Annotated in this window: 24 protein-coding genes and 1 tRNA gene; 16 read left to right on the top strand and 9 right to left on the bottom strand. The window is 60.9% G+C overall.

Features of this window, described 5'->3' with window-relative positions:
- Window positions 1–13 precede the first annotated feature (13 nt).
- On the top strand, window positions 14–838 hold the full coding sequence (locus tag V5N47_RS04860) for an NAD(+)/NADH kinase (RefSeq protein ID WP_338729733.1): 825 nt from the start codon (window positions 14–16) through the stop codon (window positions 836–838).
- Between the two features lie 50 nt (window positions 839–888).
- A complete protein-coding gene (gene mptA, locus V5N47_RS04865; protein WP_338729734.1) occupies window positions 889–1818 on the top strand; it encodes a GTP cyclohydrolase MptA in 930 nt (309 codons plus the stop codon).
- A gap of 1 nt (window position 1819) precedes the next feature.
- On the opposite strand, the gene V5N47_RS04870 is transcribed toward mptA, so the two are convergent.
- Window positions 1820–2446: a universal stress protein gene (locus V5N47_RS04870; RefSeq protein ID WP_338729735.1), complete on the bottom strand. Its 627-nt coding sequence runs from the start codon at window positions 2444–2446 to the stop codon at window positions 1820–1822.
- A 162-nt stretch (window positions 2447–2608) separates the two neighbouring features.
- Here V5N47_RS04870 and V5N47_RS04875 point away from each other — a divergent pair, with 162 nt between their 5' ends.
- Entirely contained in the window at window positions 2609–2830 is a 222-nt protein-coding gene (locus V5N47_RS04875) for a hypothetical protein (RefSeq protein ID WP_338729736.1), read from the top strand.
- A 15-nt stretch (window positions 2831–2845) separates the two neighbouring features.
- Here the strand turns inward: V5N47_RS04875 and V5N47_RS04880 are convergent, their stop codons facing one another.
- Together V5N47_RS04880 and V5N47_RS04885 are read right to left on the bottom strand one after the other, a co-directional pair.
- Window positions 2846–3649: a TrmB family transcriptional regulator gene (locus V5N47_RS04880; RefSeq protein ID WP_338729737.1), complete on the bottom strand. Its 804-nt coding sequence runs from the start codon at window positions 3647–3649 to the stop codon at window positions 2846–2848.
- A gap of 44 nt (window positions 3650–3693) precedes the next feature.
- Window positions 3694–5325, bottom strand: a complete 1632-nt coding sequence (locus tag V5N47_RS04885; RefSeq protein WP_338729738.1) for a DUF255 domain-containing protein — start codon at window positions 5323–5325, stop codon at window positions 3694–3696.
- A 76-nt stretch (window positions 5326–5401) separates the two neighbouring features.
- Between V5N47_RS04885 and V5N47_RS04890 the strand changes: the two genes are divergently transcribed.
- From V5N47_RS04890 to V5N47_RS04920, 7 genes are all read left to right on the top strand, one after another.
- On the top strand, window positions 5402–5932 hold the full coding sequence (locus V5N47_RS04890; RefSeq protein ID WP_338729739.1) for an FxsA family protein: 531 nt from the start codon (window positions 5402–5404) through the stop codon (window positions 5930–5932).
- 58 nt (window positions 5933–5990) lie between these two features.
- Window positions 5991–6064: transfer RNA gene (locus V5N47_RS04895), tRNA-Ile, on the top strand.
- Window positions 6065–6204: 140 nt separating this feature from the next.
- On the top strand, window positions 6205–6525 hold the full coding sequence (locus V5N47_RS04900) for a cupin domain-containing protein (RefSeq protein WP_338729740.1): 321 nt from the start codon (window positions 6205–6207) through the stop codon (window positions 6523–6525).
- Window positions 6526–6563: 38 nt separating this feature from the next.
- The gene (locus V5N47_RS04905; protein WP_338729741.1) at window positions 6564–6761 is read left to right on the top strand and encodes a hypothetical protein; all 198 of its coding nucleotides are present in this window, start codon (window positions 6564–6566) and stop codon (window positions 6759–6761) included.
- 40 nt (window positions 6762–6801) lie between these two features.
- Entirely contained in the window at window positions 6802–7239 is a 438-nt protein-coding gene (locus V5N47_RS04910) for a universal stress protein (protein WP_338729742.1), read from the top strand.
- Complete coding sequence (locus V5N47_RS04915) at window positions 7236–7709, top strand: pyridoxamine 5'-phosphate oxidase family protein (RefSeq protein WP_338729743.1); 474 nt, start codon at window positions 7236–7238, stop codon at window positions 7707–7709. Before V5N47_RS04910 ends, V5N47_RS04915 begins: the two co-directional genes overlap by 4 nt.
- Window positions 7710–7786: 77 nt before the next feature.
- Window positions 7787–9082 carry a hemolysin family protein gene (locus V5N47_RS04920; RefSeq protein WP_338729744.1) on the top strand — a complete coding sequence of 432 codons (1296 nt, stop codon included), beginning with the start codon at window positions 7787–7789 and terminating at the stop codon, window positions 9080–9082.
- Window positions 9083–9156: 74 nt separating this feature from the next.
- Here the strand turns inward: V5N47_RS04920 and V5N47_RS04925 are convergent, their stop codons facing one another.
- The 4 genes from V5N47_RS04925 to V5N47_RS04940 form a co-directional block, all read right to left on the bottom strand.
- On the bottom strand, window positions 9157–10845 hold the full coding sequence (locus V5N47_RS04925; protein WP_338729745.1) for an asparagine synthase-related protein: 1689 nt from the start codon (window positions 10843–10845) through the stop codon (window positions 9157–9159).
- A 28-nt stretch (window positions 10846–10873) separates the two neighbouring features.
- Window positions 10874–12691 (bottom strand): glutamine--fructose-6-phosphate transaminase (isomerizing), encoded by a 1818-nt coding sequence (gene glmS, locus V5N47_RS04930; RefSeq protein ID WP_338729746.1) that lies wholly within the window; start codon window positions 12689–12691, stop codon window positions 10874–10876.
- Between the two features lie 322 nt (window positions 12692–13013).
- Window positions 13014–14444 (bottom strand): hypothetical protein, encoded by a 1431-nt coding sequence (locus V5N47_RS04935; RefSeq protein ID WP_338729747.1) that lies wholly within the window; start codon window positions 14442–14444, stop codon window positions 13014–13016.
- A gap of 372 nt (window positions 14445–14816) precedes the next feature.
- Window positions 14817–15455, bottom strand: coding sequence for a hypothetical protein (locus tag V5N47_RS04940; RefSeq protein ID WP_338729748.1), 639 nt, complete (start codon window positions 15453–15455; stop codon window positions 14817–14819).
- A gap of 417 nt (window positions 15456–15872) precedes the next feature.
- Between V5N47_RS04940 and V5N47_RS04945 the strand changes: the two genes are divergently transcribed.
- Genes V5N47_RS04945 through V5N47_RS04965 form a run of 5 tightly spaced genes read left to right on the top strand, consistent with a single transcriptional unit; the run spans window position 15873 to window position 22152 of the window.
- Entirely contained in the window at window positions 15873–17222 is a 1350-nt protein-coding gene (locus V5N47_RS04945) for a nucleotide sugar dehydrogenase (RefSeq protein ID WP_338729749.1), read from the top strand.
- Window positions 17223–17224: 2 nt separating this feature from the next.
- Window positions 17225–18229, top strand: coding sequence for a glycosyltransferase family 2 protein (locus tag V5N47_RS04950; RefSeq protein WP_338729750.1), 1005 nt, complete (start codon window positions 17225–17227; stop codon window positions 18227–18229).
- A complete protein-coding gene (locus tag V5N47_RS04955; RefSeq protein WP_338729751.1) occupies window positions 18229–19248 on the top strand; it encodes a DUF354 domain-containing protein in 1020 nt (339 codons plus the stop codon). Before V5N47_RS04950 ends, V5N47_RS04955 begins: the two co-directional genes overlap by 1 nt.
- Window positions 19245–20174 carry a glycosyltransferase gene (locus V5N47_RS04960; protein ID WP_338729752.1) on the top strand — a complete coding sequence of 310 codons (930 nt, stop codon included), beginning with the start codon at window positions 19245–19247 and terminating at the stop codon, window positions 20172–20174. The genes V5N47_RS04955 and V5N47_RS04960 overlap by 4 nt, the downstream gene beginning before the upstream one ends.
- Entirely contained in the window at window positions 20167–22152 is a 1986-nt protein-coding gene (locus V5N47_RS04965) for a DUF2206 domain-containing protein (RefSeq protein WP_338729753.1), read from the top strand. Before V5N47_RS04960 ends, V5N47_RS04965 begins: the two co-directional genes overlap by 8 nt.
- Before the next feature lie 19 nt (window positions 22153–22171).
- Here V5N47_RS04965 and V5N47_RS04970 read toward each other — a convergent pair whose 3' ends face one another.
- Window positions 22172–23215, bottom strand: a complete 1044-nt coding sequence (locus tag V5N47_RS04970; RefSeq protein WP_338729754.1) for a hypothetical protein — start codon at window positions 23213–23215, stop codon at window positions 22172–22174.
- Window positions 23216–23297: 82 nt separating this feature from the next.
- On the opposite strand from V5N47_RS04970, the gene V5N47_RS04975 reads away from it, so the two are divergent.
- Window positions 23298–23936: an HAD family hydrolase gene (locus V5N47_RS04975; RefSeq protein ID WP_338729755.1), complete on the top strand. Its 639-nt coding sequence runs from the start codon at window positions 23298–23300 to the stop codon at window positions 23934–23936.
- A gap of 1 nt (window position 23937) precedes the next feature.
- On the opposite strand, the gene V5N47_RS04980 is transcribed toward V5N47_RS04975, so the two are convergent.
- Entirely contained in the window at window positions 23938–24936 is a 999-nt protein-coding gene (locus tag V5N47_RS04980) for a glycosyltransferase family A protein (protein ID WP_338729756.1), read from the bottom strand.
- Between the last annotated feature and the right edge of the window lie 2 nt (window positions 24937–24938).

The raw sequence follows: 24938 nt of genomic DNA on the forward strand, positions 1-24938 counted from the left end.
CGAATCGCCACACATGAGAGTCGGTATCGTCGGCCAGCGCGGAAATCCACGGGCGGCGTCGCTCACCGACGAGATTCGCGAGAGTCTCCTCGCTGAGGGCGTGGACGTCTGGATTGACGAGGAGATGGCCACAGCCCTCGACATCGAAGGCCACGACATTCCGTCGATGAACGAGTGTGACCTCGTCGTGAGCATCGGCGGTGACGGCACGTTTCTGTTCGCCGCCCGCGGTGCTGAGGCCACCCCCGTCATGGGCGTGAATCTCGGGGAAGTGGGCTTTCTCAACGCGGTTTCGCCCGAGGAAGCGGTCGAGGCCGTGTCGAAAGAGGTCGCGCACTTCCGCGAGGCGGGCGAGATTCGTACGCGGTCGATTCCACGCTTACAAGCCGAAGGCGACGGCTGGGAACTCCCGCCTGCGCTCAACGAAATCGTCATCCAAGGCGACCAACGCGGCCACGGACAGGGGCTCAGCATCGAAGTCAGAATCGATGGCGCACTGTACTCGGGCGGGCACGCGGACGGCGTGCTCATCGCGACGCCAACGGGTTCGACGGCGTACAATCTGAGCGAGGGTGGCCCACTTATCCACCCGTCTGTTCCGAGCCTTGTCGTGACCGAGATGTGTGCGACCGAGTCGATGCCGCCGCTCGTCACGGGCGTGGAGAGTGAAATCGTCATCCGCGTTGCAGACGCAGACACCGCCGTCGTCATCAGCGACGGTCGGACGAAAGAGTACGTCACGCCACCTGCGGAAATTCGGGTGTCGGTAGCAGCTGTGTCGATGCACGTCGCCGGGCCGCCGCTCGATTTCTTCAAAGCCCTTGGCAAACTCGACTGAGATGTCACCTTTCGTAACCCATAATCGCGCGCGGGTTCTTACTGCAGGCAATGGCCCATCAACTGCCTGACGTACAGGCGACGAGCCCGGACGTCACCGTCGGGCTGAACCGCGTTGGCGTCACTGGCGTCGAGAAACTCGTCAAACTCGCTCGGAAAGACAAACGGCCAATCGTTCTCATGGCCGACTTCTCCGTCTTCGTTGACCTCCCGAGCTGGCGCAAAGGCGCGGATATGTCCCGCAACATGGAGGTGATCGACGAGGTGTTAGAGCAAGCCGTGAGCGAACCGGCCTACCGCGTCGAAGACGTGTGCGGCGACGCCGCAGAGCGCCTGCTGAAGAAACACGAGTACACGACCCGTGCTGAGGTGCACATGGAGGCCGAGCTGGTCATCCGCGACCACACACCCGCGAGCGGCTTAGAGACCCAGAGCACCATCGACATCATCGCCTCAGCAGAGGCCACAGAAAAGGGCACCTTCGAAGAAATCGGCGCGCGCGTCGTCGGCATGACCGTGTGTCCGTGCTCGCAAGGCATGTCGGAATCGCGCGCCCGCGACACGCTCGAACAGCTTTCGGTGGACGAAGCAACCATCGACGCCTTCCTCGAAAAAGTCCCCCAACCGGGCCACTCCCAGCGCGGCCACGCGACGCTGACGGTCAAATGCCGCGACGCCCCGAAAGTAGACCTCATGGACATCGTAGAAGTCGCCCGCGATTCGATGAGTGCGCGCATCTACAACCTCGCAAAGCGCCCGGACGAAGACCACATGACCTACGAGGCACACGCGGACGCGAAGTTCGTCGAAGACTGCGTGCGAGCGATGGCCGAAGACGTGGTCGAAAAGTTCGACCAACTCCCCGACACCACGGTCGTCACGATGAAACAATCGAACGACGAATCCATCCACCAGCACAACGCCCACGCAGAACGTGTCGCAGAGATGGGGCAGCTGCGCGGAGAAGTAAACGGCGAGTAAGTTAGCGAATTTTTGCGACTCTGGCGTCGCCCGTGGCCGCATCGATGTGGACGTTGAACGTGTCGCCATCGCTTTCTGCCCGAACAATCCACGTACTGCTCTCTTGGTAGGGCGTTTCAGGAACCGCAGTGAGTGCGCGTCCTTCTCGTTCGAGGGCGTCTCGCGCCACCTCGATGGCTTCGTCGTCGGTGGTTACAGCCTTGTCCGGTCGCATGAGTTTGACCGTCAACACAGGCGTGTTTCCGGTGCGGATGACGCGCTCGGTCACGCTGCCGAGGAGATAGCGGTCGAAGCCACGCCGTCCGTGTGTCCCCATAACGATGAGATCGGCGTCGATTTTGGCTGCGTAGTCGAGAATTTCTGCGTGTGGCGTCCCGTGGAGCACGGTTTCCGTCACCGCCACGTCTCGCTCCGCCGCAAGTGCGGCGACGCGCTCGGTCGCAGCTGTCGCTTCGTCTTCGAGCGACGAGAGGACCTGTTCTAAATTTCTGGCGGGAATGTCCGCATCGTCTACGACGAAGCAGGTGTAGAGTTCCCCACCGCTGAGAACCGCAAGGTCGAGGGCGTATTCGACAACCCGAGACGTGCGTGGGCTGCCGTCTGTGGGAACGAGAATTCGGTCGTACATATCAATTACAGAGATGCAAGCAGCGGATAAAAGACGAAGCGGCGATTCTCAGACCGTAAGAATCCGAGTGAACAGTTACGTCCTTTGACGGAGACTATCTACATAGTTGTCATTCGGTGGATCGCAAACGCGAGAAAGTCCGGACGACACAAGGGGGAGACAATGACGAAATCACAACCAAAAAAAGGGACGCAAGCCGCGGACGACCACGAGCTACTACCGGCAGTCGGTATCGAATTCGAGCTCCAGTCAGTGCTCGTGAAGTACGAACACGCACCAGACGAGCTGACCGTGTTCCCACGTAACAGAAGCGAGGTTGACGTGTACACGACGTGGATTACGGCGAGCGAAGGGTCGTTTTGCGACCTCGGCGAGATGTGCTAACCGAGCGGGCTCGAATTAAAACGAGAGGGGGTGAGCGGCCTCCCACCGGGGGGAAAACTCATTTTTGATGCCGGTCGCAAAGCTCCGGTCTTTTAAGTCTATCATGGCGAAAATTTCTTCGGTGTCGAGGGGATGGGGAACCTCGATAACGACTTCCGTGCCATCGATAACGTTGAACGTCCCGCTCACGTCGGTGCTCGTCCGCACATCGAAGTCAGGATGCGACGAGAGTGTGGCGGCGTAGTGGTCACCAACAGATTCTGGGAGGAGGTCTACCAGTTCAGGGCGCATCAACACCTTGACTGAAACGCCGCGGTCGAGGGCGTTTTGGAGCTGTTCTGCGACGAGCGCCCCGATTTCGCCGATGTCGAACTGCTGGCTAAGCGTTGACGCGACGATGATGATGGTGTCGTCTGCGGCCGCGAGTCGTTCGAGAAGCAGGTCAATCGTCTGTGTTGGACCGACTGCTGCGGTCCAGAACGTTTCTTCGACGGGTTCTGCGGCATCGAGTTCGTGGGCGAGTTCGTCAACGATGTCCTCGTACTGGTCTTTTTTCTGGTCGAGTTCGCGTTTTTTGTCATCGAGGAGGCGGTCGAGCGCGGTCGTCGGTTCGACGGCGACGTACTTTTTCGGGCGGCTCGCACTCTGGCTGCGAACGAGGTTGTACGTCTCGATGCTGTTCAGAATGTCGTAGATGCGACCCATCGGCACGTCGCTCGCCCGCGACAGCTCCTTTGCCGTGGTCGGGCCGGTTTGTAAAAGCGCGCGGTACGCGCGCGATTCGTACTCAGACAGGCCCAAATCTCTCAGACTCGCCATATACACCTTGTTTTGGCGGGAGGGGCTATAAACGAAGGGGCAGTTTACTCGAGGTTATTTTGGTCGGTCGTCGTCACGGTGGCTAGCAACTCATCGGGGGTTTCGACGGTGTGCGTCTCGCCGTCGATGGTGACGCGAGCTGTTCCCGAGGAACCGTCGCTCTCGGGGATAACGACCTTTTCGTGGTCGGGCAACTGGAGTGCTGCGCGGTGCAGCGGCGAGCCAACATCCCCGACAAAAACGGTGAGCGGCGTGTCGGTGAGTCGGGCGGCTGTCGTCGCGTAGCCCGCGACTTGGACGCTCATTCGGTCTGCTGCGCCCGCGAACGCTTCGATGGTTTCCCGAGCGACGGTTCGGTAAGTGTCGTCGCCGGTGAGTAGTGCGAGGTCGAGGAGCGCGTCTGCGAACTCGGCGTTTGCGTCGAGTGGGCGAAGCGGGAGCGAGAGCAGGCCGAGTCCGTCCGTTGGCCCGTCTACGAACGAGGTGCCGTCGCGGCGGTGTTCGATGGTGTAGTCTGCAACGGCGCAGGCGAGCGATTCGTACTCGCCAAGCACCTGCATCGCCGTGGTGAGTGCGTCGAGGACGCGGGCTTGGTCCGCGAGCAGGCCAATCTCGCTTGCTTCGCCGTTGAAGTGGGCGACAGCGCCGTCTTCTGCGATAAGGGTGTCGTCGAGATAGCGAAGTGCGCGTTCGGCGAACGCCCTCGACTGCTCGTGGCCCGTCGCGGCATAGAGCGTGAGCAGAGCGTCGATGGCGAGGCCGTTCCAGTCGGCGAACGCCGTCTCATCAACCTGCGGTTGGTCGGCTTCGGCGCGTTCATCGATGGGGAGGCCGTAGTACTCGTCGTCCGGGCGTTGGCTTCCGGCGAAGGCCTCGCCGTTCCAGAGCGTCGTCATGAGGAACTCAGCCGAGTTCTCGGCCGTCTCTTTGTACTCCTCGTGACCGGTGTAGCGGTAGGCGGTAGCGAAGGTACGGACGAGCGCGGCGTTCACATCAAGCACTTTCTCGCGGTGAGGGGTGCTCCAGTCTGCGTTCTCTGCGAAGCGGAAGAAGCCGCCGTCGAAGTCATCGTAGAGGTGTGACTGGATGGCGTCCAGCGTGCGGATGGCCTGCTGTTGTTCGCGCTTTAAGGCGAACTCGATGGTGCGCGCGAGCGGGAACTTCGGGGCCTCGCCCCAGCCGCCGTGTTCGGTGTCGAACTCGCCTGCGAGTTGGGCGAACAGTTCGCCTTCGATGGTGGGCGAAAGCGGCGCCTGTGGCGTCTCTGCGTCCCGCAGCGCGCGGGGGACGCGACCGGCCGATGTACCTTTGCTGTCCCACGCACGGCGCACGCTGTCGAGCACCTGGCGCATGCCGCCTTGGGCGAGGAATCCGGCTCCAGAAATGAGTTCGCCCTCCGGGGTGAGGAACACGGTCGACGGAAAGCCACCCATGTTGTAACGGTCGCGGATGCGCGGCTGGCGGTCTACGTCCACGCGCATCGGCACAAAGCCGTCGTTCAGGTGGGCGGCGATGCGCGGCTCTGCGTACGTCGCTGCGTCCATCTCGTGACACCAGTCACACCACGTGGCAGAAAGCGCGAGCAGGAGGGGCTTTTTTTCCTCCTGTGCTTCCGCAAAAGCGTCCGCGCCCCACTCGCGCCACTCGACCAGCGTCTCGACTGCAGGGTCGTCCATGCGCGGGCTTTAGAAAGGGGTGGGCAAAGGGGTTCTCATCCGCAAGTATTTCACGCTGCCACCGTTATGCCAACCCATGTTGCTGCGGATTGCAGCCGTCTTGCTGTTGATTCCCGTGCTCGACGCGATGCTACTGGTGGTTCTCGCCGGAGAAATCGGTGGCGTCGCAACCGTCGCGCTCGTCGTCCTCACCGCGCTCATCGGCATGCTCCTCGTGCGCGCCGAGGGCCGCCACACGCTCAGAAAGATTACGACGAAACTCGAACGCGGCGAGCCGCCGACGAACGAACTCTTAGACGGCGGCCTCCTGCTCGTCGCGGGTGCGCTGTTGCTCACCCCCGGCGTCGTCACCGACCTCGTGGGCTTCATCTTCATCGTCCCGATTACGCGCATCCCGATTCGAATGGCCGTCAAACGCTGGTTCGTGACGCCCTACATCGACAAGCGCATGGACGGGTTCGTCACCGGAAACGTCTACACCGCTGGCTTCCCGAACCAAGACGACTTCGACGACACCGGCGACGACACCGTGGACGTAGACGGCTTCACGGTAGAGCGCGACGACGACGATGACCGGCGCTCCACGGGAAGTCACGACGCCCCATAGTACTGGCAAAAAGAAACGCTTAAACACAACACCGCGCAACGATAAAATGCGCCAACCTGGGCCAATAGCTCAGTCAGGTTGAGCGCTCGGCTGATAACCGGGAGGTCCGCGGTTCAAATCCGCGTTGGCCCACTACGGGCGACAATCGTCGCCATGGTGGTTGGGCCGCAAACTCCCCAGCCACCTAACTTTCGGATACTATACTCCTGAGCATCGCAGCTGCTTCTTACGACCTGATTTAACCATCTGCCAGCCGTAGCTTTCTGTGACACATGCCAATCGTGAAAGCCGGAGACGCGAGGGCCGAATCGTTCCGGGGAACCAACTTTGAAGTGCTCGCCGTTGGTGAGAACTCGATGGTCACGAAGATGCACTTCGAGAAGGGGACGGACGTGCCGACCCACAGCCACGAAAGCGAGCAAAGCGGCTACGTGGTTTCTGGAACATATCGGCTCACGTTCGGCGAGTACGACGAGGTGCTCGAAGCCGGTGATAGCTACTCGATTCCCGGCAATGTCGAACACACCTACGAGGTGCTCGAATCGGGCATCGTCATCGACGTGTTCTCGCCGCCCCGCGAAGACTACGTCTGACCAAAACCTACGAATACCAACCGGTCTTACAATCAAATATGGCTTCAGGAACGTTTGGCTGGGTGGTCTGGGCGCTGTTTCTCGTTATCTCTGTTTTGTTCATCTGGGAGGATGCGGTCATCTGGGTGCGGCAGGGCATCGTCCCCGGCATCGAATTTTTCCTCGTCGGCCTCGTGACCCTCGGGCTGGTGTTCGTGTTGCTCCGCGAGATGCCTCGACCCGTGAAACGCCGGTAGGCTGGGCGACGGCTATAGTGGTCGACGTCGTACATGACGTATGGCAATCACCTCGATTCTCGTCCCGACCGACGGCTCGCCCATGGCAGAGCGGGCGCTTCGCCACGCCGTCGAAGAGTATCCCGACGCGACCATCACCGTGTTTCACGCCCTCGATTTCCGCGGGAGCGACGACTACCCCGGCGGCTGGGGTGAAGCCCCCGGCACGTGGGAGGAGTGGTTAGACCACGCCCGCGAGGAGACCGCGTCGCTGTTCGAGCAGGCGAAGGCGGTTGCCGCTGAGTACGACCACGACATCGAGACGGATTCGACGGTCGGACAGACGACCCGCGCGATTCTCGACTACGTCGAAACCCACGACTTCGACCTCGTAGTGATGGGTAGTCACGGCCGCACCGGAATGTCGCGCATCCTCATCGGAAGCGTCGCAGAGACCGTCACGCGGCGGTCGCCAACGCCCGTGGTGGTCGTCCGATGACCACGATTTCGGGGGCGTGGTCGGCGACAGAGATTGAGCGATTCCTCGACGACGCGATCATCCCTATTCGGCTCGCGTGTACCACCCCCGGCGGCAAACTCTGGATGCTCTCGCTCTGGTTTCGATACGACGAGGGGAGTTTCTGGTGTGCGACAGGGCGGGATGCCGACGTGGTGGGCTACCTCAACTCGTCTCCTGAGGTGACCTTCGAGGTGTCCACGAACGACCCACCCTATCGCGGTGTGCGCGGGCGGGGCGTGGCGTCGATTACGCCGGATACAGAAAAATCGCTGCTGACTGCCCTCTTAGTGCGGTATCTCGGCGGCACTGAGTCGTCGCTCGCCCAGCAGTTGCGCAGCGCAGGCCGCGAAGAAGTGCGCATCGAAATCGTCCCGGAGAAGCTCTACTCGTGGGATTTCAGCGAGCGTATGGCCGATGCAGTAACCCCACAACAAGAAAAGTCGACGTGAAACCGACCGCACACCGAGTTGGATAGCAAGACGAGTCGGTTACCTGAGTTTTTACCTGCCCCGGACAAACCTGACCTATGGTCGTCATCACTGCGCTCACGCTCGCTGGCCTCCTCGCAATCGTGGTGTTGGTGCTTGCAAGCGCATTCTTCTCGTCTGCGGAGATTGCCATCTTTTCGCTCGAAGACCACAAGTTCGAAGTCGAAGGTGGAGAGTCCCCCGGCGACGAGGATACTCGAATACACACGCTCAATCGACTGCGTGACAATCCACACCGACTCCTTGTCACGATTCTCGTCGGAAACAACGTCGTCAACATCGCCACCGCGAGCGTGGCGACGGGACTGTTGGTCACGATGCTCCCCTCCGGGTCTGCCATCACCGTCTCCACCATCCTCGTGAGCTTCGTCGTTCTCGTGTTCGGGGAGATTACGCCGAAGTCCTACGCCATCGCGAACGCCGAATCGTGGTCACTGCGGGTGTCTCGACCGCTTGCCACGCTGCAAAAACTGCTCTACCCCATCGTCGTCAGCTTTGAACTGCTGACGAGCGCGATTGCAGCCCTCGTCGGCGGGAGTACGGAGTACGAATCTCCCGCGGTGACGCGAGAAGAAATCACAGCACTCGTCCGGTCTGCTGGTCGTGCGGGTGTTCTCGACCGCGACGAACAGCAGATGATTCAGCGGATTTTTCGCTTTTCGAGTATCACGGCCCGCGAGGTGATGGTACCGCGTGTCGAGGTCTTGAGCGTCCCACTCGACACCTCGTGTGCGGACGTCGTTTCGTTCTGTGCGACAGAGCGGGTGACGCGCGTCCCCGTGTATACGGACACCATCGATCACATCACCGGCTACGTAGACCTCCGTGACGTGGTCGGGAACCAGGATGAGAACACCCCGCTTTCCACCTTTGTCAGACCCGTACTGCACGTGTTCGAGGCGCGAGAAATAGACGAGGTGCTCACCGACCTCCAAGACGAGCGACTGGAGTTGGCCGTCGTCATCGACGAGTTCGGGACGACGGCAGGCTTGCTCACGGCGGAGGACATCGTCGAAGAAATCGTCGGTGAAATCTTCGACGCAGACGAAGAGCAAGCAATCGCCACCCTTCACCGAGGGTCGGTCACAGCCAGAGGCGACGCGAAAATCGAAGACGTAAATCGCGCACTCGACGCACACCTCCCGGCCGAAGACGGGTTAGAGACGATTGCCGCGTTCATCTACAACGAATTGGGCAGACCCGCAGAGTCGGGCGAAGTACTCACCTACGACGGGCTGCGGGTGACTGTTGGGGCGGTCGAAAACAACCGCATCCTCCGCGTCAGAGTCGAACGAGTCACGACGGATACGGCGAACACAACGACGCCAGAGTGACTCAGGGTGAGAGTACGGGCAAGCGCACAGGCTCCGCCAGCTGTGCGAACACAACCGGGATGAATGCTGCAGAATCAGACGCGCGGCGGGGCGATGACCTCTTCTGGGGTCAGCTGGGATTCGCTGGTCGAAAGCCGCATCCACCGGCTGATGTCGTTGATGCGGAGTTTCATCCGCACGGGCAGCGAGTGCACCGACTTGTAGCCGGGGAACAGCTTCTGGTCTAAGTTGTACCGGTCGTAGACGACGCGGCGGTCTGGCCACGGGTTGCCCGCGGCTTCGAGGCCGGGGACGACCCGCCGGAGGAACGTTTCGACTTCGTTCAACTGCGAGGAGTCGTGTGGGCGGTCTGGCGGCCGGTGTTTCAGGATGTCCGGGTCAAGCTTGCGCAGCGCCTTCAGGTACGTCTGCTCGTTGCGGTGTTCCGGCGGCGTCTTCAGGTGCCACTCAATGAGTTCCTTGTCCGCGGCGATGAAGGCGTCCAGATAGTTCGACGCGAGGTGTGTGTGGAACGCCTGCGTCGGCATCGCGCGGACGGTAAACAGTTCGATGGCGTCGTACACCGTCTCACACCGGTCGGTGAAGCGGCCGTATTCGGAGCGAATCTGCTCGCGGATGAACGTTGAGGCGTCGTTTGCGTCCACCGACGCGCTCGTGAGGTCTAAACTCTCGTTGGAGCTGAACATCCCGAGCGTGGTCGCGAGGTGCTCGATTGGGTCTGGGTCGGGCTGGAGGCGCTCGCGCGGGACGGTTTTACCTAATATCTCGATGCCATCGCGGGGCAGGAAGTGCCCGCGCAAGAGCGTGTCGAACAGCAGGCCGTGGAACAGCGTATCGACCTGCATCTCGTCGTCGTAGCCGCCGTGGTGGATGTGCAGCGACTCTTTGACGCCGTTGGTGTGTTTGATGACCTCGTCGCCAGTGTTCAGATACTTGTCGTCCGTTTCAAGCACCGAGTGAGACGCGCCGTACTGGTCTGCGAGACGCTTTGCCACCTCGACTTCGGGCGTGCCCGTCGTGCCGATGGTGAACGTCTCGTCGATTTCGGGCAGTTGCGAGAGGATACAGCGCGAGTCGTACCCTGCACTCAACAGAAGGCCTTTGCGACCGGGGAGGTGCGAACGCCGACGAATCGCGCGCTGGAGGCGGCGAGCGAGTTCTTCTGCGTAATCGAACTCCTCTGGCTCGTAGACGAACCGGCGAAGCGTCTCCGTGCTCGTCTCGGTGAGGTAGCCATCAAAGGGCACGCGGCGAAGCTGGTCGAAGACGGTTCGGCCGTCTAAGACGAAGCCGAGGTGGAGGAACTCATAGAGGGACTTCTGAGTGACTTCCGGCGTCTGGATGGGGCGTGCGACCTGCGAGGCGTCGGTACCGAATACGCGCTTACCGGGTGCGTCCGTGTAAAACACCTCCCACGAGCGAATGGTGTCAACGGCGATTTTCGCCTCGCCGTCGTGTTCGATGAGGATGACCGACGAGCCATTGTTCTCGCCAAAGGCCTCGTCACCATCTGCCTTGTAGCGCTCGAACAGCCACTCTGCCGGTGGCTTCGTGACCGGATTTGGTGGGAACACTTCCCCCCAGATGACACAGAGGCCGTCGTCACCGTTGTAGATGGACGTGCGGCCGTCGATGCCAAGGCCGATGTCTCTGACACCGACGGTGACAACGTCGCCACTGAGCACGCGGTCGAACTCGTATTCCGAGCGATAGCGCGTGAAGTCGTCCCGGTCGCCGAACACACCGAATAGTTCTTTTTTCATTGTAGTCCCTCCTGAGAGCTCTTGCTGATTACTCGACCGTGACGCTCTTTGCAAGGTTCCGTGGCTTGTCGATAGACCGCTCTAAGGTCGCGGCCATGTGGTACGACAGCAACTGGAGATGCACGTTAGAGAGGAGCGCCGAGAGTTTTGGATGGGTGTCGGGCACCGCGAGGTGTGCATCTGCAACCTCGATTTCGGCGCTTGGCTCCTTCCCAACGGTGATGACCGGCGCACCACGAGCGGCGGCTTCCTCTGCGTTCTGAATCGTCTTCTCGTCTTTCTCACCCGTGAGGATGGCGAACACCGGCGTTTTGTCCGTGACGAGCGCGAGCGGGCCGTGTTTGAGTTCGCCCGCCGCGAAGCCCTCTGCGTGCTCGTAGGTGATCTCTTTGAACTTGAGCGCGCCTTCTAACGCCGTCGGGTGGCCGAGGCCACGACCGATGAAGAAGAACGACTCATCGTCGACGTAGTCCGCCATGAGCGGTTCTGCGCGGGTGGCCTCTAACACCTGGTCGAGGTGGCGCGGGAGTTCTTCGATACCGCGGAGCAACTCTTTGCGGTCTGCGGTTGGCTCGCCGCCGTCTACGTCTTCGAGGATGCGCTCTGCGAGGAGCGTGAGCGTGACCGCCTGTGAGGAGAACGTCTTGGTCGCGGCGACCCCGATCTCGGGACCGGCGCGGATGAACAGCGCGTCGTCTGCTTCGCGGGCAGCCGACGAGCCAACGACGTTCGTCACGGCGAGCGTGCGGGCACCGCGCTCTTTGGCGAGGCGCAGCGCGCTCATCGTGTCTGCGGTTTCACCACTCTGGGTGACGGCGATGACGAGCGAGTCCTCCGTGAGGAGTTCCGACTGGCCGTTGTACTCGCTGCCGAGGAACGGCTGGGCGTGGACGCCGCCCTCTGAGAGTTGATGTGCGCCGTACATCGCGGCGTGATACGACGTGCCGCACGCGACGAACTGGATGTGGTCTACGTCAGAGAATGCGCCTGCAGGGAAGTCTTCGAGCGTGACCTGCTCGTTTTCGACGTCCACGCGGCCTTTGATGGTTTTCGAGAGTGCCTCAGGCTGCGTGAAAATCTCCTTTTGCATGTAGTGGTCGTAGCCGTCTTTCTCTGCGTCCTCTGCGTCCCAATCGACTTCTTCGACTTCGCGCTCGATTGGGTTGCCTGCGAGGTCGGTGACTTCGACACCGTCTTCGTCTACGATGACCACGTCGCCCTCCTCGACGAACATGACCTTGTCCGTAAAGTCGAGGAACGCCGGAACGTCGCTCGCGATGTAGTACTCGCCGTCGTTGAGGCCAACGACCAGCGGCGATCCCTGTCGGGCGGTGTAAATCTTCTTTTCGCCCTCAGGGAGCATGGCGATGGCGTAGCTGCCTTCGAGTTTCCGGATGGTCTTGCGGAAGGCTTCGTCAGTCGTGTGGCCGTCTGCTTTGAACTCCTCGATGAGGTGTGGGATGACTTCCGTGTCCGTCTGACTCGTGAACGTGTGACCGTTCGCCTTCAGTTCGTTGCGGAGGGCTTCGTAGTTCTCGATGATGCCGTTGTGGACAACCGCAATGTCGCCCGTGCAGTCTTCGTGGGGGTGGGCGTTGTCCTGCGTCGGCTCGCCGTGGGTCGACCAGCGCGTGTGGCCAATTCCGGCGTTGCCGTTCGGGGCGTTGTTCCCGATGAGGTTCTTCAGCTCCGAAATCTCACCGGCTTCTTTGCGGATTTTGATGCCCGTACCGTTCTGGATGGCAATTCCGGCCGAATCGTACCCGCGGTACTCGAGGTTTTCGAGGCCGGTCAGGATGTCGTCGAATGCATCGTCGCTGCCGATGCGGGCAATAATGCCACACATTATCCGACCCTCCCGTCATGAGCTCGGGCACGTGGCTGTCTCGATTGGGCTGTCAGAAGCCACGCGGAGGGCTGCGGGGAGACAACGGCCGCAGTCGTGGCGGAGGTTGGCTGTCGGTTCATGGATGAATTGGATGAGTTCATTTGCATGGATGGGTGGGGCCAGTGGGCGACCCTTGAACTACCCTTCCGACTATGCCTCCCTTACTATACACCGGCTAAGCGGCCGTTTATTTATCATCTAAGCTTACCACTCGCGGGCGTGAGAGCGGCGTTTCATGAACAACGATGGCATTCAGGCCGCAAACTGTCCAAAAAAGCAGTCAGTCTTCGAGCTGTGATTTTGCGGCATCCGGCTCGTGACCGGAGAGCGTGACGATGTTGCCACGCCCGATACGGAAGCGGCTGATAGCGCCGTTTTCTTCCATCTTCGAGAGTTCGCGGCTGACTTTGGCCTTCGACCAGCCCGACTCATCGACGATGTCCGTCTGTTTCATCTGCCCGCCGCGTTGGGTGAGCAACTGATTGATGAATTTATCAGGCGGAACCAGGTCTGCGTCTGGGATGGCCGGTTCGTCCGTCTCTACGGGTTCGGGGTCGGGGCCTGCGTCTGCGGCTTCTGCCGGAACGGCCGGACTGAGCGAGTCTTTGGCCGCGCCGACCGGAATCACCTCTTCGCGTTGCCACCACGCGAGCCCGGCAATGCCACCGAGGCCAAGCAGTGTCCCGGTTCCGAGCATCCAAACGGTGAGACCGTTGAGTGGGTCTGTCCCCCAGGAATACTCAGTTTGGTCTGACAGTCCGTCGCCGTCGGTGTCTGTGATGAGCAGGCTCGTCCCCAGCCTCGATTCTAAGCCGTCGTTGAGCCCGTCACTGTCAGTATCTGCGTTGAGTGGGTCTGAATCGGTCTTCGCTTCGGTGGCGTCGTCGAGTCCATCGCTGTCGGTATCGACGCGCGTCGGGTCGGTGCCGAGCGACCGTTCTTCCCCGTCGGTCAGCCCGTCATTGTCCGTATCTGCGTCGAGTGGGTCGGTGACCTCTAACTCCTCACCGTCGGTGACGCCATCACCGTCAGAGTCGGGGTTGAGCGGGTCTGTCCCGCGCTGGAGTTCGATGCCATCGCGGGCACCGTCATCGTCTGAATCGTCCTTGTTGGCGATGGTTTGGTACTGCGTGACCTCCTCACCGTCGGTGAGGCCGTCTTGGTCTGTATCAGAGGCGGTGTAGTCGAGGCCGAGTGCGACCTCCTTCTCGTTGGTCAGGCCGTCGTCATCCTCATCGCCGCCTTTCTGCATCACGTAAATCGGGATGGTTTTCGTGTCGAGGAGTTTGCGATCGAATGACTGGATGTTGTAGAGGTCGATTTTGAGGTCGTGTGGTCCCGTTGTCTGTGCACTGAGATTCGCCACGGACAACGACACCGAGCCTGCAGAGTTCTGTGTTGATTTGTCTCTACAGGCGAGTTCCGTTGTCGTCCCGTCGCCAGATTCGACTTGTGACAGACAGATGCGATAGCTCTGGGTGTCTGCACTCGGCGTAAAGGTCACGTTAACGGCCTGTGCATCCGCTTGCCAGACGTACGTCGTCCCGTTTTTCGTTTCGACGATCCCTGCGCCGGTGTGCGTTACGTTCGTTATGCTAGCGGCGGCTTCTTGCTGATTGGTCGTGGCAACGGCCCCCCCGGCAAAGCCAGAGAAAAGAACGGCACAGGCGATAAAAAGCAACACGACGTGTCGTACTGACTCAGTTTTCATACCCGGGCTGCCCTCCAGCGAAACAGCCTGCCCGCAGACTGCCTCGACGTGGCGTTACCAGCGAAAACCCGGCGCTCTTGGCGAGTAGCCAACCCGTCCAGGAGTGCCGTGAATTGTGGTTCATTGTGTTTGTAATCGCGTCCACGCAACGGTGATTGATTGGCCCCTAAATGTACCGTGCCCACGACGGAACCGTTTTATTACTGGTTCAAAGGTGGTGAGAGGTTAATATATTTCGTCTGGAAGCCCCAACCGTCACAGATTACAGATGGTCTGTTTCTCGTATTAGTCTTTTGGAAAATATAAGGAAACGCGAATGTAATGATTAGTAGATACGAAAGCGAAGAAAGTCGGCGTGAAAACGGAGCGCAGTTACGCAATTCGGGCCATGACCGCCTGCCCTGCCGCACTCAAGGCGAACGCGGTGACGACGAGGACAACTATCGCAAACTGCGGAATAATCGAGGCGGGAATGAGGCCTGCAGAGGAGGCAAGAAGCGTGAGTGTGCTCAGCCCTGAGAGGCCGAGGTAGTAGTCGCTCCACTCAAACTCGTAGTCACCGAGCGGTGCGGTTGACGAGTCGGTCTCAACTGGAGCGGTGGTGTCAGCGTCGGCCTCGGCTGCGAGTTGGGGGATGTCGATGTACTCACAGAGGTCTGCGACGTGGGGCGTCGTCTCGATGAGACCACGGCTCTGGTTGTATTCGATGACGCCTTCGTCGTCGAGTTTGGGGAGGTGGGTCTGGTAGAGGGCGATGTAGACGCGCTGGCGCTCGTCAGAGTGCAGCTGTTGGACGGTGGTGTCGTTTTCCCACGCCGCAACCTGCTCTGCCACGTCGCGCATCTCGACGGTGCCCGTCTGCTCGTTCAGGTACGCGAGAGCCATGCGTCGGCGTTCGTTCTGGAGGAGGTGGAACGTGTTGTCTTTCGAGAGGGGGGTGACGGTTTCTGTGGGGTCGCCGCCAAATTCCGACGAGAGAGCGGCGTCGGTGTTCTGGGGTTGGGTGCTCATGGTTACTCCACTCTACCGGTGGTTCCACGATAAAGGGGGCCGGTGATTGCAGTAGGTTACGTCGTGTTTCAAGCGTTTAATTCGGTTGTAAAACCGTTTCTAAGCGTTCAAAACACCAGGATTCGAGACAACCTGATTTTAACCGGCAAATATTGCACTGTTCGTGCGCAGGAACGGCTTACGGAGGGGCAAAGCCGCGGTAAGCAATCACACGGTCAGCGCCTTAGCTGCCGTATAATAAGGAGGTTAGCCAGTTGAGCGAAGTACAGAGCCCGACTGCTGGGGACACCCCCGGCACGGGAGATCGAGAACCATGAAAGCAAAACAAAAACTCCTGACCATTGTCGGTGTGGTCGGAATCGTCCTCGCGTTGAAACGCCTCAGCTCGTCCGGTGAGCCAACCACGGAGGCGACAGCATGAACTCCACAGTTGACGACCTCGAAATCCAACAGTCGGCCGCCACCCAGAATGCGGACGTAACAGACGGTGCGACCATCGCCGTCGTCGGCCTCGGCTACGTTGGCCTCCCACTCGCTGTCGCGTTCGACCGCGTGGGTCACACCGTTATCGGCTTCGACATCAGCGAACAGAAGGTCGAAACCCTGAACGATGGCACGGACACCACTGGCGACCTCGGCGACGACGCAATCGCAGCGAGCGAAGTCGCGTTCACGACCGACCCGACGGCTATCAACGAGGCCGAGTACGTCACGATTGCCGTCCCGACGCCAATCGACGACCTGAAAAATCCGAATCTGGACTACGTCGAGAGCGCCGCGCGCACCGTTGGCAAACACATGTCCACCGGAACGACGGTCGTCCTCGAATCGACGGTCTACCCCGGCGCGACCCGCGACGTCGTCATCCCCGCCCTCGAAGACGAATCCGGTCTTCGCAACGGTGAGGACTTCTTCGTTGGCTACTCCCCAGAACGCGCAACCCCCGGCGACGAAGAACACGGCCTCGCGCAGGTCGTGAAAATCGTCTCCGGCCAGAACGACGCCGTCTGTGACGACCTCGCAGACCTCTACGGCACCGTCGTGGACGCAGGCATCCACAAGGCCGCCTCCATCGAGACCGCAGAGGCCGCAAAGGCCGTCGAGAACGTCCAGCGTGACATCAACATCGCACTCGTGAACGAACTCGCGATGATTTTCGACAAGATTGGCCTCGACACCCACGCGGTGCTCGAAGCCGCCGGGACGAAGTGGAACTTCCACGACTACCGCCCCGGCCTCGTCGGTGGTCACTGCATCCCCGTTGACCCGTTCTTCCTCGCCTACCGCGCAGAACAGGAAGGCGTCTCGCCCGACCTGACGCTCACGGGCCGCGAGGTCAACGAGCGCATGCCCGCTCACGTCGCAAACCAGACCATCAAGGCGCTCAACGAGAGCGGCAAAGTCCTCAAAGACAGCCGCATCCTCATCCTCGGCCTCTCGTACAAGCCGGATGTCGCAGACATCCGCACCTCGAAGGTCACGGAGATAATCGAGGCGCTCGACGAGTACCAAATCGACATCGCCGGGTTCGACCCACACGCGGACCCAGCTGCGATGCGCGAGGCCTTCGGCATCGACATCCAGGACGAACTCGACTTCGCCGACGTCGATGGTGTCCTCCTCACGACCGGTCACACGGCGTTCATGGACATCGACCTCGGTGACATGGTCAGCCAGATGACCGGCACCCCAGTGGTCGTCGACGTGGACAACTTCTTCGACCCAGCGGCTGCGGCTGACAAGGAGTTTACCTTCCGGAGGGTCTGAACATGTATCGGGGGCACACGGTCGGCGTTGTCGTGCCAGCGTACAATGAGGAGGGTTTCGTCGGTGACGTCATCGACGAGATTCCCGAATACGTTGACCGCATCTACGCTGTCGATGACGCCTCCGCAGACGGAACGTGGACGGAGATTCGTGAGGCAGCAGCCCGCCTGAACCGCGCCGAAGCAGATACGGCGCGCGTCGCGGACGGTGGCCTCGCGTTCGACCGTCGTGTCGTCCCGATACAGCACGAAATCAATCGGGGAGCCGGTGGTGCCCTCAAAACGGGCTACCGCCGCGCGCTGGAAGACGGCGTTGACGTGACTTCTACGTTGGACGCCGACGGCCAGATGGACCCCGACCGACTCACCGACCTTCTCGATCCCATCGTTGCCGGAGAGGCAGACTACACGAAAGGAAACCGGCTCGCAGAGCCCGCGTTTCTGGACGCCATGCCTCGCTTTCGGCTCGTCGGAAACGTGCTGCTCTCGTTTCTGACGAAAATTGCGAGTGGCTACTGGCAAATCGCCGATTCACAGAACGGCTACACCGCCATCAGCCACGACGCGCTCGAAGCCGTTGACATTCAAAGCCTCTACGAGTACTACGGCTACTGCAACGAGCTTCTGGTGCGACTCAACATCCACGACATGCGGGTCGCCGACGTGGCGATGCCCGCAGAGTACGGCGATGAGGAGAGTTCCATTGACTACACCAGCTACATCCCGAAGGTGTCTGGCATGTTGTTCCGGAACTTCCTCTCCCGACTCAAGAAAAAATACCTCGTGACGGGCTTTCACCCGCTGGCGCTGTTTTACCTCGCGGGCATCGGCACGCTCGGGTTGACGGGCATTTTCCTGCTCACAACCCTCGTGACCCTGTTTACCGCGGGGTCCGCGTTCGTGGCGTTCGCCACGACCATCGTGACGGGGCTGTTCGCAACGCTGTTCGTCCTGCTTGCGATTAGCTTCGACCACGCCGCAAATGAGCACCTGGAGGTGCCCGCCTGATGCGGGTGATGGTTACTATCCAACATCCGGCTCACGTCCACTTCTTCCGCCACGCAATCGCGGAGTTGGAGGACGACGGCCACGAAGTCCACGTCTTCGCCCGCGACAAGGAGATGGCCCTCGACTTGCTCTCCCGCTTCGACATCGACCACGAAGTGCTCGCGGGAACGGGCAGTGGCCTCTCCCAACTCGCCCGCGTGCAAGCCGTCTACGAGGCGCGCCTCCTGAACCGAGCCCGCGACATCGAACCCGACGTCATCACCGCCATCGGCGGGGTGGCGGCGGCCCACGTCTCACGGCTCGTCGGCGCGAAGAGTCTCGTGTTCTACGACACAGAACACGCAACCATCATCAAGGGGCTTGCCTACCCGTTCGCCCACCGCATCGCAACCCCTGATTGCTACCGCGACACGATTGGCCCCCACCAACGGCGCTACCCGAGCTATCACGAACTCGCCTACCTCCACCCCGACCGCTTCGAGGTGGACGAGTCGAAAGTGCCCGAGGTCGCGGAAACCGACGACAAGTTGGTCGTCCTCAGACTCATCGAGTGGGGCGCGTCCCACGACATGGGCAAGGGCGGCTTCGACGATGTCGAAGAAGTCGTCTCACGGCTCGAAGCCGCGGGCGCAGAAGTCGTCATCACCGCAGAGGGCGACTTCCCCGACGCGCTCGCCGCAAAGCAGATTTCGGTGGCTCCCCACGAAATTCACCACCTGCTCGGCGCAGCCGACCTATTTATCGGCGAGGGTGCGACGATGGCCGCCGAAAGTGCGGTGCTCGGCACGCCCGCCGTTTACGTAAACTCCCTCACTATGGGCTACACTGACGAATTAGACGAGGCGTACGGCCTCCTGTTCAACTGCAACGGCGAGAATCGCCACGAGCAGGCACTCGAGACGGCCGTCTCGCTCCTCGAAGGCGACACCGACTGGGCGGCAAAACGCGAATCCCTCCTCGCGGACAAGGTCGATACGACCGACGTCATCCGCGAGCAATTACGCGAGGTGACCGCATGAAAGCCCTCCAACTCGTCACGACCCCGCGCCCGTTTTTCGACCAGCAAGTTGAGGGCTTAGAATCGCGGGGTATTTCGGCCCCTGTTCGCGCGATTCCCCGGCCCGAAACCGGTGGCCGCGGCCCGCGCGAATTGCTCGAATACGTCCCCGATGTGCTCAAAGCCTCCCTTGATGGCGCAGACGTGGTGCATGCGAACTTCGGCCTCACAGCCCCGTTCGCGCTCGCCCAGCCGCGTCGCCCCGTCGTCATGACGTTTTGGGGCACCGACCTCATGGGGCCGACGTGGCTCCAGAAGGTTTCAGAGCAGTGTGCTCGCTACGCCGACGCGGTGGTCGTGCCCTCGAAGACGCTCTCTGAACGCCTCGACATCGAGCATACAGTGATCCCCTTTGGCGTTGACACAGACCTCTTCCGACCCATCGACCGTGCCGAAGCGCGCGAGCACCTTGGTTGGGACACAGACGAAACCGTGGCGCTGTTTCCGTACGAGACCGACCGCGACGTGAAAGACTACCCACGAGCAAAGCGGGTGGTCTCCGCCGCGGAAGGTACTGTTACCATCAAACCGATTTCAGGAGTTGACTACGACGAGATGCCGTACTATTTCAACGCAAGCGACCTCGTGCTCGTCACCTCGAAACGCGAGAGCGGGCCGATGGTCGTGAAAGAAGCCGCGGCGTGTAACGTGCCCGTGGTCTCGACCGACGTGGGGTTCGCCCGCGACGTGCTCGAACCGGTGGCGAACAGCTTCGTTGGCAACACCGACGCCGAACTCACCGCTGCCGTGGAGAAGGTTTCTGCCGCAGAAACCCGCTCTGACGGCCGTGAGACCATCGACTGTCTGAGCATCGACGAGATGACCGACCGGCTCCTGTCGGTGTATCACGACGTGACCTGCCCGATGGCGGAGGTGCGCCATGGGTAGACTCAAGCGATTGCTGGCCTACCGGCATCTCGACAAGGACGCCGCCATCCTCGGGCTCCTGCTAGCGATTGGGCTGTTCCCGCTGCGCTTTTTCGCCTCCCAAATCTATATCAAGACGATTCCGCTCGTCCTCGGGACGGCGTGTATCCTCTACTTGCTGACGCTGCGCTTCGAAGGCGGCGACACGGCAGGTCACCCGACGTTACCGGTTGGCCTCTCACGACTGCTCCCGAGCATCGTCTTCACCGGTATCGCGGCGCTCATCATGATTGCGTCGCTCGGCGGCGGGCGTGTCTCGATATTCTTCGACCTGTCGAGCATTATCGGGGTGCTCATCCTGTTCCAGATACTGTTCGCCCCGGACGAAGACATCCGCCCGCGGTGGTTGCTCGCCCAGATTGTGACGTTCGCCGTCGTGCTCCGACTCTCCGCGCTGTTCACCTCGCCGGGGTACATCGGCATCGACATCTGGACGCACATGGAGCAGATTGCGCGGCCGATTTACGAACAGCGCAGTCTGGCGGCGATTTCCGATGACAAACACTACGCTGCGCCGTTCTTCCACCTGCTGGTTGTCGGGGTCGCCATCCTGTTCGAGGTGTCGCTGCGCGACGCGCTCTACCTCTCGCTCGGGCTGGCGATGCCGTTTGCCGTGTTGCTCATCTACTCGACGACAAGACTGCTCGTCGCCACCCGCTGGGCGCTGTTCGCCGCCGCCATCTACGGCGTGGGCGACTACGTGCTCGAATGGGGACTGCACCTCATTCCGACGAGCCACGGCCTCCTGCTGTTCCTCGCCGTGCTCTATGCGATGGTACGGGTGATGCAGACTGAACACGAACTCAAAGACCTCGTGTTGCTGTTGTTCTTCAGCATGGCACTCATCATGACCCACCAGGTGTCGTCGTTCATCATGATGGTGGTCGTCGGCTCTGCGGTCGTCGCCCAAATAATCCTAAGCCTCGACCTGTTCAAGCCCGATGCCGTCCGTCCCGACGCGGTGAGCTTCACTCCGGCGGTAAACCTCTCGGGGCTGCTCGTGTTCGACGCCGGGTTCATCACGTTCATGTGGTCGTTCACCCCGTATCGCGGGAACTCGTTCCTCGAAACGGTGTTGAGCTATCTGAGTCGAACGCTCGGTGACACCGCTGGCTTCCTGAACCTTGCGAGCGGTAGCGGAGCGGGAAGCTCTGCCGGAGCCAGTTCTGGCCCGACGCTCGTCGAGCAAATCGCGCTCTACGTGGACACGATTGGCTTCCTCCTCTTGCTGTTTGTCGCAATCGTCGGGTGTCTCTACGTCCTGCGCCGCGAGCGCTCCAGACACTCGGTGTTCACCCTGCTCATCGCGAGCGTCATCATGCTCGTGTTCGTGCTTGGCCTGCCGATGTTCGGGATTCGTAACTTCATCCCACAACGCTGGTTCGCGTTCCTCTACGCACCGCTCGCCATCATGGGTGCAATTGGCGTCCGGCACATGTCCTTTAACCTCTATCCGAAGGTCGTGGTCGCCGTCATGCTCATGTTCGTCCTCATCTTCCCGGGGATGATGATTATGTCGAGCCACGGGGCCATCGACAACCCGGTCTTCGACCAAGACCGTGCTCGGCTCAGCTACACCGAACAGGAACTCGACGCCGTCCACACAGTCGGGACGATGACTGGCCGCCCGGATTCAGAGGAGATTCGCCCGAACGAGGTGATCTACACGGACCATCCGTACCAGACGGTGTTCTTCCGCTCTGACACCTACATGGCCGATGCGGCCGTCGTGAACGATACAGACCCCGTCACCCACGACGTGGTGATGTATCGCGCGGCCCAGAACGAGGAAGCGACGTTCTTCCAGAACTATCCGGAAGGAAGCAACACGAGCGTCGCGAAAATCCGCAACATCCCGCAAGACCGCCTCTGCCGGGTGGGCATGGACAACCTCTACTCGAACGGCGACGTGGTGCTCTGTTCGAACGGGGCGATCTAATCGCGGCTTTGTATTGAAATCACGCGACCACTTCTTGGACATTGACGCTGTAGAGCGTCTCCTCGATTGTACAGTAGTACTGGTTTCGTTCGCCCCATCGTCCCTTTGCAGTGAGACGGAATTTGAGTTCCATCGCGGCGTCGGGAACGGGGTCTGAAGCGTCATAGTGGTGATTCTCCAAGAGGTCGTCCAACACCGCCCGCTCCTCGCTTGGAAGGTCGTCCGGGTTCAGCGTCGCAGCCACAAACGGCGCGATACGCTTGCCGAGTGCGGTCGGCGAGCCTGCGTCAAGCCGGGCTGCTGCGTACTCGTAGGTGACCATCTCGACCGACTGTGTCCCGCGGAATTCGATGGCGTAGTACTCGGCATCGTATTCGACGAAGGAGGGGTCGTCATCGATGAGTTGTGACTGTTCGACGGCTGTCTTTGAGTCGTACACGTAGCCGTACCCGGCGCTGAAACAGCCCTCTTGGGCGAACGTATCTTCTCCGAGAAACAGGAACGATGCTTGGTCTTCCGCAGAGAGATTTTCGAAGGCAACCGCTTCGTTTCGCGCGCGTTGGGCGTCCCATTTCGCACTGCGCGGGCACTTCGAAATAGCGTCGAGAGTGAATTGCTGTGCGGTCGCCTCCTGCCGTTCGGTCGCTTCGACCGACAGGTGATACGTCTCGTCACCTGTGGAGACGAACTCGTGGCCGTTCATTCCGGGGCCATCGTACGACTGTCTGGTGGCGGTTCCCTCCTCGACGAGGTCCGTGATTAGCACCTGCGTCGCTTCGTCAAACGAGCCGATATCGCGTGTAACTCGCTTCCCGAGGTGTTCGTACGTGGGTTCGAACAGCGTGAGTTCGAGGGACCGGCCGCCGCCCGTCACCGCCTGTTGGTCTTCTGTGGTCGTGCTCGTCGTGGGCGTCTGCGTCTCGTCGGTTGGCACTGGCGCAGGCGGCGGCGTGTCCGTCTCTTCGGGCGTCCCTGAAGAAGCTCCGAGACAACCAGCGACCCCCACCGAGAGTGCGCCAGCGCACACAGCGAGGAGACGGCGACGGGTAGGCGGCGAGGGCATGATATGATACCTCACTAAGGTATTCGTATAAGTTTTCTGTGGCGTGGGTACTGTTTTCCCCACGCCTGAGAGACTGCCTGCCATGGAGAAAGCCCTGTACTTCGACCTCGACGGAACCCTGCTTCAGTACGGCGACTACTCGGCCATCGTTAGCGAGGCGTTCGAACAAGTGGTTGACCGCGTTGACCCCGCGTGGCACGAGATTCGGAGCAACGCATTCTTCGACGCCTTCGAGCGATTCGACCCAAACCCCTACGAGACGGGGATGGCCGCGGTGGTCGAACACGCGAACCTCGATGCGTCCGCAGAAACGCTTGCAGAGGCGTGGCTTGCGGCCGAGCTCGACGCGACAGAACCAACGCCTGCAGCCCACGACCTGCTCTCGGAGTTGGCAACGAAGTACCAACTCGGCGTGCTCACGAACGGCGTCACCCACGTCCAAGAGCGTAAGCTCGCCCACCACGGCCTCGACGAGTATTTTGATACCATCGTCTGCTCGTACGACGTGGGCGCGCACAAGCCCGACCCGGCGATGTTCGAGGTCGCAAAAGACCGACTCGACGCCGATGCGTACGTCATGGTTGGCGACGACCGCGATGCGGACATGCGCCCGGCTGTCGAGGCAGGATTCATGCCGATTTACGTAAACGAGGGTGCGGAACTGCCGGTGGAGGTTCGCGGTCTCTCAGGGCTTGCCGCGCTCGCGGGGCTGTTCGGATAAGTTAGTTTTCAGGCTGTGAGCCACCGGCGAGGAGGACGAACAGCAAGCCGAGGACAGCGACGAGGCCGACACCCGCGGCGAGAACGGTCTTTCCTTGGCCGTTCTCGCGGATGCCATTTTGCGTCGCCCAGAGGATGCCGGGGTAGTGGCGGGTGCGGGCGTTCGACCGGACGAAGTACTGGAGGCCGGTCATGATGTTGCCTTCGTTGAGATAGAGTTTGGCGAGCACGAGATTGTGGCTCCCGCGCACATCGTGACCTTTTGCCTCTAAGTCGTCAACGACGTCCGAGAATTTCTCTAAGTACTTCTCGTCGGCCTCACGCACGATGTCCGCCGGCGGGTCGCCCGATTCGTGACGGACGACGAGCGGTTCTGCGACGTGGGCGAGTTTCCCCTCGCGCAGGACGCGCATCAGGAACTCGGGGTCTTGGAACCGCCGGAAGGTGGTGTCGAAGCCCTCGATTTTGCGTGCCACGTCCGTCCGAACCATGAGCGTCGAACCCGCGCTCGTGTGCAGGCGGTCTGCGAGCACCTCTTCGACGAGTTCGTCGCCGCCTTCGGTCGGGGTGTCGGGGTCGGATTTCGAGAGGAACGAGGCGGCGAGCGAGCGCATCGGGCCGCTCGTGCCTTTCGTCTTCATGTCCACGTCGCAGTAGACCGCGACCCAGTCGTCGCCTTTCGATTCGAGATAGTCCACCTGTCGTTCGAGTTTGAGCGGCAGCCACTCGTCGTCAGAATCAAGGAAGGCGACGTATTCGCCCTCCGCGTGCTCGATACCAGTGTTTCGCGCGGCGGGTGCGCCCTGATTTTCCTCGTGTTCGACGAATTTTACGCGGTCGTCGTCGTAGCCGGTGACGACCTCCTTCGTGTCGTCCGTCGAGCCGTCGTCCACGACGAGTAGTTCGAAGTCGTCGTAGGTCTGGGCGAGGACGCTGTCGATGGCGTGAGTCACCTCTTCGCTGCGGTTGTAGGTTGGAATGACGACGCTTACGGTGGGCATCA

It is taken from the genome of Haladaptatus sp. DJG-WS-42, from assembly GCF_037198285.1.
In the GTDB taxonomy this organism is placed as follows: Archaea; Halobacteriota; Halobacteria; order Halobacteriales; family Halococcaceae; genus QDMS2.